Origin of the sequence: Streptomyces sp. NBRC 110611 (assembly GCF_001590865.1) — a bacterium.
In the GTDB taxonomy this organism is placed as follows: domain Bacteria; phylum Actinomycetota; class Actinomycetes; order Streptomycetales; family Streptomycetaceae; genus Streptomyces.
This window is the reverse complement of sequence record NZ_BBUY01000019.1, coordinates 52,735-66,354: the sequence shown is the minus strand read 5'-3', so window position 1 is coordinate 66,354 and position 13,620 is coordinate 52,735. Positions and strand designations below refer to the sequence as shown.

Below are 13,620 nucleotides of genomic sequence, written 5' to 3'. Positions count from 1 at the left end.
CACGTCCCGCAGCGCGGTCCCCGCCGCCGCCAGGATCGATGGGATACGGATGACGAACACCCCCCAGCTGACCCGGTCGATCGGTGTGGTCGGCGGCACGCTGCTCACGTTGTCCTGTCTGACCCCGGCGTCCTCGCTGTTCGTGATCGTGCCGGACTCGTTCGCCGGACTGGGCACGGGTACCGCCCTGACCATCGCCGTCGCGGGCCTGCTCTGCGTCGGGGTGGCCTTCGCCTACTCCGAGCTCGGCACGCTGATCCCCAGCTCCGGCGGTGAATACGCCATGGTCGGCACCCTCATGGGCCGTCTGGCGGGGTGGCTGGTTTTCGTCCTCTCCCTGATCGTCGTCATGATCGTGCCGCCCATCATCGCCCTGGGCACCGCCGACTACCTGGCCCCGGTCATCCGACTGGATCCGCAGTACACCGCCGCCGGCGTGCTGCTGCTGGCCACCGTCATGGGGCTGCTCGACCTGCGCGCCAACGCCTGGCTCACCGGCATCTTCCTCGTCCTGGAGATCGTGGCCTGCGCGGTCGTCGCCTTCCTCGGCTTCAGCCACACCCGGCGCCCCGCGTCCGTACTTGTCCAGCCCGTCATCGACGCCGGCAACGGACAGAGCACGGCCGTGACCGCCGGCCTGATCGTCACCGGACTCGCCTCCGCGCTCTTCATCCTCCAGGGCTTCTCCACCGCGGTGTACCTCGCCGAGGAGATGGAGAACCCGCGCCGCAACGTCTCCCGCACGGTGCTGTGGACGCTCGCCATCGGTGCGGCCGTCGTCCTGGTCCCCGTCGTCGCGATCACCCTCGGCGCCCCTGACCTGGAGACCCTCGGCGCCGGTGACATCGCGGGCATGGTGCGGGAGTGGAGCAACTCCGGCACCGGCGTCTTCGTGAGCCTCTGCATCGCCCTGGCGATCGTCAACGCGGCGATCGTGATGGTGATTCAGAACTCCCGTGTGGTCTTCGCCTCGGCCCGTGACGCGGCCTGGCCGACCGCGGTCAACCGCGTCTTCTCCCACGTCGGACGGCGCTTCGGCTCCCCGTGGGCGGCCACCCTCGCGGTCGGGGTCCCCGGGGCCGCGCTGTGCTTCGTCCGCCTCGACACGCTCAGCGAGGTCACCGGCGTCGCCGTCGCCGCGATGTACGCCTTCGTCGCCCTGGGCGCCCTGGTCGCCCGCCGGGGCGCGCTCAAGCACCGGATGGCCTGGCGGATGCCGCTGTGGCCGGCGCTCCCGGTGCTGCTGATCGCGGTACTCGTCTGGGTCCTCGGCCGGCAGAGCACCAGAAGCCTGGTCATCACCGGCGCCATCGTCGCCGTCGCCGGGCTGTACTGGGTGTGCTATCTGCGTCCGCGCCAGGACACGCACTGGGTCATCTCGGTCCCCGAGGACGGCCGGGCCCCGGCCGGGACGTCCGCCGGGCAGCCTGCGGAGGCGTCCCCGGCGTCCTCTGCGGACGCGGCGCCGGCGTCCACCTCCGGGTGAGGCGGCTGGCGCAGCCCCCGGGAGCGGTGCGCGGCGGGCCGCCGGGCAGCCCCGTCTACCGGTCCGCCGGCCTCGTCAGTGCCACGGCGTCCAGGAGCAGGCAGACATGGTCGACGGCGTCGCGGCCGGCCGGGCCCTCGGCCGTCTCCGCGTCGTCGAGGAGCCCGGCCGCCCTCCGCAGCAGCTCCGGCAGCCGGTCGCCGGCACCGTCCGGCGGTGCCGCGTGCGCCAGGACCGACCGGACCTGCTCACCCGTCAGCGGTGCGCCGGTCTCGAGGAAGCGGAACAGCGCGCGGGCGACCTGCCGGTCGGTGCCGCCGGGCTTCCACCGTCCCCGTGCGTGGCTGTCGATGAGCGCCGCCGCGTCGGCACGGATCTCCTCGGGAACATGCATGCCCACGAACGTCTCACACCGCCACCGCGGGCCACCGGGCCGCCGGCCCGCCCCCGGCCGCACCCGCGCGCCGGCTCCCCGCGTCCGGTGACCCCGTCTGACCAGGCATGTTGTGCCGAGCGCCAGATCGCTCGGCCGATCTGGAACCGCCGGACGCGACATCAAACCTGTGGGGAGAGTTACATACCCGGTCCCGTACCCGGGCGCCGTGCGGGCGGCGGGCACCGTACGGTCCGCGGCGGCGGTAAAACCTACCGCCGGGACTTCCCGCCCTCTGGCGCCCGGACCCGGATCACGGGACCATCCTCGAACAGCCCGTGAGGCCCCGGCACGGGCCTGAGCTGCTGCTGCGCTCCGCAGCGGGCAGCTCGCCCACCGTAAGCGGGAGGTGTAGAAAGAGGACATGGCCGGACGCTACGGCCGCCCGCGTTCCGTTCCGAGGATGCGAACTGTCGCAGGCCAGGTCTTTCTCCTGCAGGTCGCGATCGTGGTCATGCTCGTCGCCGCAGCCATGGCGGCGCTCGTGCTGCAGTCCCGGTCCGACTCGGAGCGCGAGGCCCGCCACAGATCCCTCGCCGTCGCCCACGCCTTCGCCGCCGCGCCCGGCCTCGACGAAGCGCTGCGGAGCCCCGACCCGACCGCCGCACTGCAACCGCGGGCCGAGACCGCCCGCAAGCTCTCCGCCGTCGACTTCATCGTCGTCATGAACACCCGGGGGATCCGCTACACCCACCCGATCCCGGACCGGATCGGCAAGCACTTCGTCGGCACGCTGGGGCCGGCGCAGCGCGGCGGTGTCGTCACCGAGAAGATCACCGGCACCATCGGGCCCCTCGTCCAGGCCGTGGTCCCGGTCCTCGGCAAGGACGGCAAGATCGTCGGGCTGGTCTCCGCCGGGATCACCATCGAGAAGGTCAGCGGCGTCGCCGACCAGCAGTTCCCGCTGCTGTTCGGTGCCGCGGCCGGCGTCCTCCTCCTCGCCACCGGCGGTACGGCGCTGGTCAGCCGGCGCCTGCGCCGCCAGACCCATGGCCTCGGACCCGCCGAGATGACCCGCATGTACGAGCACCACGACGCGGTGCTGCACGCCGTACGGGAAGGCGTGATCATCGTCGGCGGGGACGGCCGGGTGCTGCTCGCCAACGACGAGGCCCGCCGGCTGCTCGGCCTGCCGGAGGACGTCGAGGGATGCCGGATCGCCGACCTCGGTCTCGACCCCGGCACTGCCCGGCTGCTGGCCTCCGGCCGCGCCGTCACCGACGAGGTCCACCCGGTCGGCGAACGGCTGCTGGCCGTCAACCAGCGCTCCACGGACCAGGCCGGCGGCCCGCCCGGCAGTGTCACCACGCTCCGGGACACCACCGAGCTGAGGGCGGTCACCGGCCGGGCCGATGTCGCCCGCGGGCGCCTGAAACTCCTCTACGACGCCGGCGCGGAGATCGGCACCACCCTCGACGTGGTCCGCACCTGCGAGGAGCTCGCGGAGTTCGCCGCGGCCCGGTTCGCCGACATCGTCACCGTCGACCTGGCCGAGGAGGTGCTGACCGGCGCGGAGCCGACGCCGTCCCTCGCCGCCGGCGTCGAGATGCGGCGTACCGCGGCCGTCGGCCTCCCCCCGGACAGCGGCCTGTATCCGGTCGGCAAAACGATCCGCTTCGACCCGGCCACCGAGCTCGGCGCCGGGATCACCAGCGGCCGGCCGGTCCTCGAAACCGACCTGGCCGCATACGGCGGCTGGCAGCGGCAGAACCCCGAGCGCGCCCGGAAGATCGTCGCGCACGGTATCCACTCGATGACCGCCGTCCCGCTGCGGGCCCGCGGCACCCTCCTCGGCGTGGTCATCTTCTGGCGCTCCCGGGACCCCGCGCCGTTCGAGGACGAGGACCTCTCGCTCGCCGAGGAACTGGTCGCCCGCGCCGCGGTGAGCATCGACAACGCCCGCCGCTACACCCGCGAGCACACCATGGCGATCACCCTGCAGCGCAGCCTGCTGCCGCGTGCCCTGCCCGAGCAGAACGCCGTCGAGGCCGCCTACCGCTACCTGCCCGCCCAGGCCGGGCGCGGCGGACTCGGCGGCGTCGGCGGCGACTGGTTCGACATCATCCCGCTGCCCGGCGCCCGGGTGGCGCTGGTCGTCGGCGATGTCGTCGGGCACGGCCTGCACGCCGCCGCCACCATGGGCCGGCTGCGCACCGCCGTCCACAACTTCGCGAACCTGGATCTGCCGCCCGACGAACTCCTCTGGCACCTCGACGAACTCGTCACCCGGATCGACCAGGACGAGGGATCCGGCGGCGCCGCGGCCACGGTCACCGGCGCCACCTGCCTCTACGCCATCTACGACCCGGCGTCCGGCACCTGCGCCATGGCGCGCGCCGGCCACGTCCAGCCCCTCGTCCTGCGGCCGGAGGGCACCGCCGAGGTCGCCGAGGTACCCGGCGGCCCGCCGCTCGGCCTCGGCGGTCTGCCCTTCGAGACCTGGCAGCTGCGGCTGCCGGAGGACAGCCGGCTGATCCTCTTCACCGACGGACTCGTCGAGGACCGCCACCGCGCTTTCGACGAGGGGATGGCGCTGCTCACCCGCACCCTCGCCGGCCACCCCGAACGGACCCCGGAGGAGATCTGCGACGCCGCCCTCGGCGCGCTGCTGCCGGAGCGCCCCAGCGACGACATCGCGCTGCTCGTCGCCCGCACCCGGGTACTGGACGCCGCACAGGTCGCCGACTGGGACGTGCCGCCCGACCCCTCCGCCGTGGCCCGGGTACGCGCCATGGCCGTGCGCAAGCTGACCGAGTGGGGGCTGACGGACGCGGCGTTCACCACCGAACTGATCCTCAGCGAACTGGTCACCAACGCCATCCGCTACGCCTCCGGCCCCATCCACGTACGGCTGATCCGCGACGCCTCGCTGATCTGCGAGGTCTCCGACCACAGCAGCACCTCGCCGCATCTGCGCCGGGCCGCCACCACGGACGAGGGCGGCCGGGGCCTCTTCCTGATCGCCCGGCTCGCGGAGCGCTGGGGGACCCGCTACACCGGCGGCGGCAAGGTCATCTGGACGGAGCAGTCCGTCTGACCGCGGGGCCGCACGACGCCGGGCGTCATGGAAGTCGGTCGTGGAGACCATGTACCGGGTGAGCGCCCGGCAGAAGACCGCCGTCGCCTTGTCCCGGCCGATGCCGTGCACGTCGGTGCCGCAGGACTCCTCCGACCAGTAGCCGACGGCGTGTTCGAGCTCGTCGAGGGACGGCTTGTCCAGGCGGCGCAGGAACTTCTGCGCCAGGCCGAGCAACTCGCCCATCAGGTGGTTCGGCGGGTTCGGGGGGAACGGGAAGCGCGTACGGAGAAGGGGGCGCCGGGGCTAGGAGCCGTCGCGCTGCGGGGTCTGCGGGTCCGCCGGAGCGGCCGCCGCGAAGAGCTCCTCCAGGGACGCGTCGGCGCGCTCACCGCCCCGTACGGCTTCGACGACGGCCTGGTGGAAGCTGCGGCTGGCCTCTTCGGAAGGACAGGGGACGGGGCTGCCGGCCATGGTGTACCAGTCCGAGGACCCGGTGTGCTGTACGGCCACGTGGGCCAGGTCTTCCGACCAGGTCGTGTGGATGGTCAGGTCGCCGTTGAGTACGCCGATCTCCTCGGTGCGCACCGTGTCGGGAAGCGCGTGGATTCCGACGGTGGTCCAGGATGCCCAGGTCATGGTGTTCCCCTCGGCGACAGGGGCCTCGGCGGGCGGCCGGGCGCGGTGCCTCAAGTCTGGCACTTGCGGTGTGGCGGCGCACCGTATGCGGAGCCTTGAATTCCGGACGTTTCCGGCCCGTGACCTGGAGGGCGTCCGCGGTCACACCGGGGAGCCGGCGGTCCGGCCGGTACCGCGCCGACCCGGCCCCCGGCTGCGCCCATGGGTCGTTTCCCCTTCAAAGAAACCGGCCGCTGCCGGCCCGCCCGCCCCGACGGCGCCGGGCTGACCGCCGTCGGCGGCCCGGCCCGGCGAACCGAGGCGGGGGCCCCGGCCGGAGACCGGGGGAGGGGCCGCCGACTCGCCGAAGTGCTGTGCCGGCTACCGGACTTGGGCAGCGCCGTGCTCGGTGTGTTCCTGAACGACGGCACGTACGACGGGCAGTTCGGCCGGTGACGGGGCAGGCGGCAGGGCCGGTGACAGCGGCCCTGCCGCCTGACAGGGTGGGTCGGGGGATGGCGGAGTTCAGTCGATGACGGAGTGGAAGAACGTGACCCCGGCGCCGAAGGCCGCGCCGCCCACGAGGGCCGCGGAGGCCAGGGTGCCGCCGTTGCACCAGGTGAGGACGCCGGCGCCGAGGGCCGTGAGGACGCCCAGCAGCAGGATGACGGCGGCGCGCTGACTCAGCAGAGCTGCTTTGTCGTTCAGTGCGGATCTGTTGTCGGACACATCAACTCCCAACTGCGCGGGAGCGAGGAATCGCTCGGCGGATGCTGATGCTGGGCTCGATCTTCTCATCCGTCACCGGGCGCAGCCGGTAACACACGACGAAAACCCGGGAGTTTCCCCTGTTTTGGGCGGATTCCGGGCGGCCGGGCCCGGCGAGGCAGGGCCATGTGTGCGGAGCGGGTGCCCGTGTCGCCGGCCGCGCCGTGCCGTCCTGGCGATAGCGTCGTCGGCGGACCGGCGGACCGGCGGACCGGCGGACCGGCGGACCGGCGGACCGGCGGACCGGAGCAGCGGAAGTGGCGAGAGCACGGGAGGTGGGCCATGACCACCTGGTCCACCGTGCTCTTCGCCCTGCTCGCGGCGGTCAGCAACGCGCTGGCCACCGTGCTGCAACGGCGCGCGGCGCGTACCGTCCCGCTCTCCCGCCGGCTGCGGCTCGGCCTGTTCGTCGATCTGCTGCACCACGCCGCCTGGCTCGGCGGGATGCTCGGAGTGCTCGCCGCCGCCTGCTTCCAGGCACTGGCGCTCTCGCGCGGCGCGCTGTCGATCGTCCAGCCCCTCTTCGTCCTCGAACTTCCGCTGGCCCTGCTCATCGGCCGGCTGGTGCTCGGCGGACGGATCCCGCGCGCCGGCCGGCGCGGTGTGGCGCTGCTCGTCGTCGGACTCGGCTCCGCCCTCGCCGCCGCCGCGCCCACCATCGGCACCGACCGGGCCCCGTTCGACCGCTGGATCCCCGCCCTCGCGGTCTGCGGCGGGGTGATCGTCACCACGGCGGGCGCCGGACTGCGCCGCGGCGCGGGCGGCGTCCGGGCGGCCTGCTTCGCCGCATCCGCGGCCGTCGCCTACGCCCTCACCGCGGCCCTGCTGAAGGACGCCACCTCCCTCTGGCAGGCCGACGGCCCCGCCCGGTTCTTCGCCTCGTGGCAGACGTACGGCTTCGCGCTCACCGGGGTGCTGGCCCTCCTGCTCTTCGAGAACGCCATGCAGTCCGGTCCGCTGACCGCCTCCCAGCCGGTCCTCACCCTCGGCGACGCGCTGGTGAGCCTGTCGCTGGGCGTCACCCTCTTCGACGAACGGGTCCGGGCCGGCTGGTGGCTGGTCCCCGAGGTGCTGGGCCTCGGTCTGGTCGTGTGGGGCGCCGTACAGCTCTCCCGGGGCGCCCTCGCCCAGGACCTGGCGGGCGCCGCACAGGGCCGGACGGCCGAGCCCGCAGGTGACCGGCCGCCACAGTGATCGTTCCCAGTCCGTGAACACCGATCCCATCACGAAGACCGCCACGGCCACCGCGCTGACCTTGTCCACCCTGGCCCTGTCCGCCGTACCCCTGTCCGTCCTGGCCCCGGCCGGGCCCGCGTACGCCGACGGCGGCACCATGCCCGATGTGACCGGCAGGACCCTGGTCACCGCCTACCAGGCCCTCGACTACGACACCACGATCCGGTTCACCGACGGACGCGGCGCCCGCCGCCTGGTGCTCTGGCCGGGGTCCTGGAAGGTCTGCGGCCAGAGCCCGCGGCCGGGCGCCCCGATGGACGGCCGGAAGGTCACGCTCACCGTCGTCAAGCACCGCGAACGGTGCGGGACCGGCACCGGGTGAGCACCGCGGCCCGACGCACGGCCCGGGAGACCACCGCGTACGGCCGGGTCCGGCAAGGGCGCCGGACCGTACCGGTTTGGCGGAGCCGCCCCGGGCTACGTACAGTTCCGCCGAAGCTTGCACGGACAACTTCCTGTACAGGCATCGTGACCAGGACGTACGACCCCAGGAAAGCGGCAGCGGCGATGACGGTGACCGAAGCAGGCCGGACCGACGGCGCGGGTATCGACGCGGAGCGGATGGCGGTCTGCCTCAGCGTGCTCGAGGAACTGGACGCGCTGCCGCTGGACCACCCCGACGCGATCACCATACGGCGCGCCACCGCCGGCATCTACCGCACGGTCAAGCAGCGCCGGCGGCAGGAGCGCCGGGCGGCGAAGACCGCCAACGACCGCGCCGTGACCGCGGCCACCGCCACCGGCGCGCCCGGCCGGATCGACGACGAGACCCAGGGTCTGGCCCTCACCACCTCGGTGACCACGGAGATCGCCGGCATCCTCGAGCGCCCCCGGTGCTGCTATGTCTGCAAGTCCCGCTACACCGAGGTCGACGCGTTCTACCACCAGCTGTGCCGGACCTGCGCCGAGGAGAACCGGGCCCGCCGTGACGCACGCACCGACCTCACCGGCCGGCGCGCGCTGCTCACCGGCGGCCGGGCGAAGATCGGCATGTACATCGCGCTGCGGCTGCTGCGCGACGGCGCCCACACGACGATCACCACCCGCTTCCCGAACGACGCCGTCCGCCGCTTCACGGCGATGCCGGACAGCGCGGAGTGGCTGCACCGGCTGAAGATCGTCGGGATCGACCTGCGTGACCCGGCCCAGGTCATCGCGCTCGCCGACGAGGTGAGCGCGGAAGGCCCGCTCGACATCCTGATCAACAACGCCGCGCAGACGGTGCGGCGGTCGCCGGAGGCGTACGCCCAGCTGGTCGCCGCCGAGTCCGCCCCGCTGCCCGCCGGTGAGCTGCCCGCCTCCCTCGTCCTCGGGCACTTCGGCAGTGGCACCCCCACGGCCCTGCCGGCGTCCTCGTCGGCCCGGTCCGGCGCGCTGAGCGCCGACGAGGTGACCGCGCTCGCCCTGACCACCGGCTCCGCCTCGCCGGCCCGGATCGAGGCGGGTACCGCCATCGACGCGGGCGGCCTGGTGCCGGACCTGCACGCCACCAACAGCTGGATCCAGAAGGTGGACGAGGTCGACCCGGTGGAGCTGCTCGAAGTGCAGCTGTGCAATATGACCGCGCCGTTCCTGCTGGTCAGCAAGCTCCGCCCGGCGATGGCCGCCTCCCCGGCCCGCCGCAAGTACGTCGTCAACGTCTCGGCGATGGAGGGCCAGTTCAGCCGCGGCTACAAGGGCCCGGGCCACCCGCACACCAATATGGCCAAGGCCGCGCTGAACATGCTCACCCGCACCAGCGCCCGCGAGATGCTGGAGACCGACGGCATCCTGATGACCGCCGTCGACACCGGCTGGATCACCGACGAGCGGCCGCACCCCGAGAAGATGCGGCTGGCGGCCGAGGGCTTCCACGCCCCGCTCGATCTGGTCGACGGCGCGGCGCGGGTCTACGACCCGATCGTCCGGGGTGAGCGGGGCGAGGATCTGCACGGCTGCTTCCTGAAGGACTACGCGCCGATGGCCTGGTGACCGCCGGTCGCTCGCCCTTCGGCTGGGCCCGCCGTCAGCGCCCCGCCCGTCCCCGGCGGGCGTGATGCCGCTCCAGTACGCGCAACCGCTCGCCGCGGCCGCCTGGTTGACGAACACCGGGCGCACCCGGCTCAGCACCGGTCCGCTCCAGTGACTCCACCGTGGGGTTCACCGTCACGGCCGCCGACCCTGCGCCCGGGGGCGGAGCCGGGTCCGGCGGTCGCCGAAGACGGCCGGAAGGCGGTGCGCCACCGGGGCCGTTCCGACCACCGGCGGACCGCCGCGGGTGGGCGCGTACCCCGTCCGTTCCCGGGGAGCGCCACCCGGTCAATCGTGGTGTCATCGAAAGCGAGGCAAGCAACGCTCCTGAGACGGGAGGAACCATGGCCGGCAAACTCACCGCGCGAGACATCATGACCGGCGGTGCGCGCTGCGTGGGCGCGCATGAGTCGCTGTACGACGCGGCCAGGATGATGCGTGACCTCGACGTCGGATGCCTGCCCATCTGCGGCGACAACAACAGGCTCACCGGCGTGATCACCGACCGGGACATCGTCGTCACCTGCTGTGCCGACGGGATCGACCCGGCGACCGTACAGGCCGGCACCCTCAGCGGCGACCTGCACTGGATCGACGCCGACGCGGAGGCCACCAAGGCACTGGAGATCATGGAGAGCAACCACATCAAGCGGCTGCCGGTGATCGACGTCAAGGGCGGCCACCAGCTGGTCGGCATGATCACCGAGGCCAACATCGCCAAGAACCTCAACGACAAGCAGATCGCGGAGTTCGCCACCGGCGTCTACGCGACCGCCTAGGCCCTGTCGGCCCGATCCTCCCGGGCGGGCCTTCTCCGCCTGTTCCCGGGGTCGGGCCCCCTCGCACGACGGCACCGCCGGCGCCGTGGCCCCGCCCGCACCGCGCGGGCAGGCCGTCCGCGGCGCCACGGACGGCCTGCTACCCACGCCTGGGAATACCCGGGTATTCCGCATGCGCTTCACCGGCGCCTGGCCGGGTTTTCCTCGCTGCTCGATCGGTCCGTTTTCTGTGCGGAGTTGCGGGTGCTCAGTTGTGGTGGGATTTCGGTACGGCCAGTCGCATTCCGGGGAGAATGAGGTCCGGATCCGCGCCGATCGTCGCGCGGTTCACCCGGTAGAAATCCTGCCAGCGGAATCCGCGTACACAGGCGATACCGCTCAGGGTGTCCCCGGAGTTGACGACGACCGAGCTGCCGGAGAGCGGCGGCCGGTGCACCTTGTACCGCTTCACGGGGGCCTGCGGGCGCCGGACGCGTTCCCGGGCCGCATGGGCCTCCCGCTGCGGCGCGCGGCGCGGGGGTGAGACGCGCGGGGCCCGGTGCGGTGTGGCCGAGGTGAGCCCGAGCCGCGCCGAGCAGGCCGGCCAGGCACCCCACCCCTGCCGGGCCAACACCCGCTCCGCCACGTGGATCTGCTGTGCCCGGCTGGCCTGCGCCGCCCGGGACCCGTACGCCCGGCCGCCGTAGGACCGCCAGGTCGAGTGGGCCAGCTGCAGCCCGCCGGAGAAGCCGTTGCCGGTATCGATGCGCCAGTTCCCCCCGCTCTCGCACCCGGCCAGCCGGTCCCAGGTGCCGCTCGGCGCGGCCTCGGCCGGCTGCTCGGCCGCGACGTTCAGTGTGCCGGCCGCCAGCAGTACGGCCGCCGCCGTGATTCCGCGCACCCCGTACCCCCGGAATTCACTCCGGGCGGTCGACTCCGATTCCTGAGGAAATTCCATGCGTGTGCTCCCGTCGTCCGCCGCGCGGTTTCCCGGCGGCTGTTGAGGAAACCCGGCGCTTTACGGTCCTCGTATCCGAGTGGGTCCCGGAACGCGATTTCCGTGCGGCGCCGTGAATTCGACGGGGATGAGACAACCACGCACCGAGTTCGCATCGGCAGAGCGCGCGGTAGCGCTGTCCCGGCTCGGCCTGCCCCCTTGTCTCCGGAGCACGGGCATGCCTGCCCACGGCGCGCCCGCTCCGAGCGGCAGGGGCGCATCCGGCACCTCGTCCGCGCAGGGCGCTCCGCGGCCGGACGATCACCGGCGCCGTCCGGGGGGTCCGCCCAGCGCATCCACCGCGTTCGGTGCACGCGCTGCGCAGTACCGCACGCACCGCGCACGGACCTTTGGGGAGTGCAACGTCTCGTCCCGCCCCGCGGGCGAGAGTGCAACAACCCGTCCGTCCGGGCGAGTTCGGAACGGCCGTTACGGGTGCGAAACGGATCGATGCCGGCGATCGGGAGGGAACCGCACCTTCCGGGCGGATCGCGAAGGCCTGCTGACACCCCGTCTCCTCCGTTGCGTATGCGAACGACCGCTTTTCGAACGGGAGTTACTGGTCATTAAACCTTCTATGAGTGTGGCGTTGATCACCCCTGAAGGAGGAAAGTGCAGGTGGGCGCACAGTCTGCAATTGATCGATCACTTTGTGCTGATTCTGTGCGAAGCCTGATTAACCCCAGGGGCCCCTCTCGTCGGTGAGAGGGGCAAGGAACGCGACTCCTGTTCCGTCCCACCCGCAACGACGTGGGTGGCAGCAACTCACATGAAGGGAGGGCTCGTGGAGCACTTGGGGCACTCATGGCCCTGGTACGCGCTGGCACTGCTCGGCGTCTACCGGTTGACCGCCACAGGACTCGACGCCCTTGTCCGGCACGTGGTGCGCACCGCCTCGCAGACGCGAGCGGAGCACCACCACGCCACCGTCGCCACCATTGCACCCCCGTGGTGCGGCACCCTCACCCCGGACCGCCCGTGGCACGGCGCGCCACCGGAGGCCGCCGTCCCGCCCCCGCCGCGACCACAAGCGGGCCACTGCTGTGAGGAGACCCGGTGAACGAGCACTCTCCCCTGGCCAGCCCGACCGACCTGCCGCTGGACTTCGAAGTCTTCTTCCAGCGTGAACAGAAGGCCCTCCTCGCCCTCGCCGCCTCCCGCCTCCGGGACCGCCGGGACGCGGAGGAAGCCACCCTGGAGGCCGGCTGCCGGATGTACACCAAATGGGAGCGCATCCTCGCGCACGACAATCCGAAGGCCCTCGCGTACACCATCCTCAACGGCGTCATCGCCGACTTCTACCGACGCGAGATCCGCAACAGCCGCGTCCAGCCGTATGCCGACCCGCCCGACACCGCCTACCTCCAGGAGCTGCGCAGCTACGAGCCGCTCGACCGCGCACTGGACGAACTGGAGTCCACCGCGCCGCTCCAGGCCAACTCCGTACGCCTGCGCCACCTCGCGGGCCTGTCGTACGACCAGATCGCCGAGCGCCTGGGCACCACCCCCGGCGCCGTGAAGGTCAGCACCAGCATCGGGCTGCAGCGGCTCAAGGAGATCATGACGCACGGTTCCCGCGGGACCGGAAAGGACAAGTGATGGTCGAAGACCTGCTACGACGCCAAGCCGAGGCCTTCAGCAGGGAGTTCGCCGACCACGACCCGGTGGCCTTCACCCAGCTGCTGGCCGCCCGGATCGCCGACGGCACCGGCCGCGACCGTGACCCCGTCACCCGCCGGATGATCGGCGGCATCCGCCCCGCACCGGTGCGCCCGGCGCCCACCCGCGGCCGCCGGCGCCGCCGGCCCACCCCCATTCTCGACCAGGCGACCGCCCCCGCGGCCGTTCTCACGGAGGCCCGGCGGCTGTGCCACGTCGTGCTCCGCTCCAAGGACATCGACACCCTCGGGGCGTTCGCCGCCGACTACGACGCGGCCGGCGCACGCACCTTCGCCTGCCTCCTCTACACTCTCGACAAGTGGGACAGCGCCCTGTACTGGTGGCGCTTCGCGGCCGGCGCCGGCGACGAGCTCGCCGCGCACCTGCTCGCCGTGCACCACGCCGCCGTCGGCCGCACCACCGACGCCCGGCTCTGGCGGACGATCGCCCGGATGATGGGGTTCGCCCCCGACCGCCACCTTCCCGTCCCCGTCAGAGGCACCTCGGAGCCGGCCCAGGAGTTCGCCCGCACCTGGGACGGGAGCCTGCAGACCTTCCTCCGGCAGAAGCATCTGCCGCGAGAGCTTGCGCTCGGGTGACTTCCCACGTTGTCGGCCGTCCCGCCGCGGGTGTTTCTCG

General features: G+C 72.7%; 14 protein-coding genes and 1 pseudogene. 10 read left to right on the top strand and 5 right to left on the bottom strand.

Annotated elements, in window-relative coordinates; genetic code table 11:
* The first annotated feature begins 49 nt into the window (after positions 1–49).
* Positions 50–1,486, top strand: a complete 1,437-nt coding sequence (locus tag AZE13_RS27960; RefSeq protein WP_079124442.1) for an APC family permease — start codon at positions 50–52, stop codon at positions 1,484–1,486.
* A gap of 55 nt (positions 1,487–1,541) precedes the next feature.
* Here the strand turns inward: AZE13_RS27960 and AZE13_RS27955 are convergent, their stop codons facing one another.
* A complete protein-coding gene (locus tag AZE13_RS27955) occupies positions 1,542–1,880 on the bottom strand; it encodes a hypothetical protein (RefSeq protein ID WP_066937898.1) in 339 nt (112 codons plus the stop codon).
* A 403-nt stretch (positions 1,881–2,283) separates the two neighbouring features.
* Between AZE13_RS27955 and AZE13_RS27950 the strand changes: the two genes are divergently transcribed.
* Positions 2,284–4,956 carry a SpoIIE family protein phosphatase gene (locus AZE13_RS27950; protein ID WP_066937897.1) on the top strand — a complete coding sequence of 891 codons (2,673 nt, stop codon included), beginning with the start codon at positions 2,284–2,286 and terminating at the stop codon, positions 4,954–4,956.
* 18 nt (positions 4,957–4,974) lie between these two features.
* Here AZE13_RS27950 and AZE13_RS38455 read toward each other — a convergent pair.
* Positions 4,975–5,199 (bottom strand): annotated as a pseudogene (locus tag AZE13_RS38455) (M4 family metallopeptidase); the annotation flags it as partial.
* Positions 5,200–5,241: 42 nt separating this feature from the next.
* Complete coding sequence (locus tag AZE13_RS27945) at positions 5,242–5,574, bottom strand: hypothetical protein (RefSeq protein ID WP_066937896.1); 333 nt, start codon at positions 5,572–5,574, stop codon at positions 5,242–5,244.
* Positions 5,575–5,775: 201 nt separating this feature from the next.
* On the opposite strand from AZE13_RS27945, the gene AZE13_RS27940 reads away from it, so the two are divergent.
* Positions 5,776–6,009 (top strand): hypothetical protein, encoded by a 234-nt coding sequence (locus tag AZE13_RS27940; RefSeq protein WP_066937895.1) that lies wholly within the window; start codon positions 5,776–5,778, stop codon positions 6,007–6,009.
* Positions 6,010–6,078: 69 nt separating this feature from the next.
* On the opposite strand, the gene AZE13_RS27935 is transcribed toward AZE13_RS27940, so the two are convergent.
* On the bottom strand, positions 6,079–6,282 hold the full coding sequence (locus AZE13_RS27935; protein ID WP_258528033.1) for a hypothetical protein: 204 nt from the start codon (positions 6,280–6,282) through the stop codon (positions 6,079–6,081).
* A 321-nt stretch (positions 6,283–6,603) separates the two neighbouring features.
* On the opposite strand from AZE13_RS27935, the gene AZE13_RS27930 reads away from it, so the two are divergent.
* The 4 genes from AZE13_RS27930 (at position 6,604) to AZE13_RS27915 (ending at position 10,346) form a co-directional block, all read left to right on the top strand.
* Positions 6,604–7,515, top strand: a complete 912-nt coding sequence (locus tag AZE13_RS27930; protein WP_066937892.1) for a DMT family transporter — start codon at positions 6,604–6,606, stop codon at positions 7,513–7,515.
* 13 nt (positions 7,516–7,528) lie between these two features.
* The gene (locus AZE13_RS27925; protein WP_258528032.1) at positions 7,529–7,879 is read left to right on the top strand and encodes a PASTA domain-containing protein; all 351 of its coding nucleotides are present in this window, start codon (positions 7,529–7,531) and stop codon (positions 7,877–7,879) included.
* A 185-nt stretch (positions 7,880–8,064) separates the two neighbouring features.
* The gene (locus AZE13_RS27920) at positions 8,065–9,528 is read left to right on the top strand and encodes an SDR family oxidoreductase (protein ID WP_066937889.1); all 1,464 of its coding nucleotides are present in this window, start codon (positions 8,065–8,067) and stop codon (positions 9,526–9,528) included.
* Between the two features lie 383 nt (positions 9,529–9,911).
* Positions 9,912–10,346: a CBS domain-containing protein gene (locus AZE13_RS27915; RefSeq protein WP_066937886.1), complete on the top strand. Its 435-nt coding sequence runs from the start codon at positions 9,912–9,914 to the stop codon at positions 10,344–10,346.
* Positions 10,347–10,593: 247 nt separating this feature from the next.
* Here AZE13_RS27915 and AZE13_RS39110 read toward each other — a convergent pair whose 3' ends face one another.
* Complete coding sequence (locus tag AZE13_RS39110; RefSeq protein WP_066937883.1) at positions 10,594–11,283, bottom strand: transglycosylase family protein; 690 nt, start codon at positions 11,281–11,283, stop codon at positions 10,594–10,596.
* Positions 11,284–12,106: 823 nt separating this feature from the next.
* On the opposite strand from AZE13_RS39110, the gene AZE13_RS36460 reads away from it, so the two are divergent.
* From AZE13_RS36460 to AZE13_RS38440, 3 genes are read left to right on the top strand one after another with little or no spacing between them, the layout of a single operon-like run.
* A complete protein-coding gene (locus AZE13_RS36460) occupies positions 12,107–12,382 on the top strand; it encodes a hypothetical protein (protein WP_147264738.1) in 276 nt (91 codons plus the stop codon).
* Positions 12,379–12,921, top strand: coding sequence for an RNA polymerase sigma factor (locus AZE13_RS27905; protein WP_079124441.1), 543 nt, complete (start codon positions 12,379–12,381; stop codon positions 12,919–12,921). Before AZE13_RS36460 ends, AZE13_RS27905 begins: the two co-directional genes overlap by 4 nt.
* Positions 12,921–13,580, top strand: a complete 660-nt coding sequence (locus tag AZE13_RS38440; protein ID WP_258528031.1) for a hypothetical protein — start codon at positions 12,921–12,923, stop codon at positions 13,578–13,580. Before AZE13_RS27905 ends, AZE13_RS38440 begins: the two co-directional genes overlap by 1 nt.
* Positions 13,581–13,620: the final 40 nt, after the last annotated feature.

Coding starts and splice junctions, on each gene's coding strand:
- AZE13_RS27960 (WP_079124442.1), top strand. CDS start 50: ATGACGAACACCCCCCAGCTGACCCGGTCGATCGGTGTGGTCGGCGGC.
- AZE13_RS27955 (WP_066937898.1), bottom strand. CDS start 1,880: ATGCATGTTCCCGAGGAGATCCGTGCCGACGCGGCGGCGCTCATCGAC.
- AZE13_RS27950 (WP_066937897.1), top strand. CDS start 2,284: ATGGCCGGACGCTACGGCCGCCCGCGTTCCGTTCCGAGGATGCGAACT.
- AZE13_RS27945 (WP_066937896.1), bottom strand. CDS start 5,574: ATGACCTGGGCATCCTGGACCACCGTCGGAATCCACGCGCTTCCCGAC.
- AZE13_RS27940 (WP_066937895.1), top strand. CDS start 5,776: ATGGGTCGTTTCCCCTTCAAAGAAACCGGCCGCTGCCGGCCCGCCCGC.
- AZE13_RS27930 (WP_066937892.1), top strand. CDS start 6,604: ATGACCACCTGGTCCACCGTGCTCTTCGCCCTGCTCGCGGCGGTCAGC.
- AZE13_RS27920 (WP_066937889.1), top strand. CDS start 8,065: ATGACGGTGACCGAAGCAGGCCGGACCGACGGCGCGGGTATCGACGCG.
- AZE13_RS27915 (WP_066937886.1), top strand. CDS start 9,912: ATGGCCGGCAAACTCACCGCGCGAGACATCATGACCGGCGGTGCGCGC.
- AZE13_RS39110 (WP_066937883.1), bottom strand. CDS start 11,283: ATGGAATTTCCTCAGGAATCGGAGTCGACCGCCCGGAGTGAATTCCGG.
- AZE13_RS38440 (WP_258528031.1), top strand. CDS start 12,921: ATGGTCGAAGACCTGCTACGACGCCAAGCCGAGGCCTTCAGCAGGGAG.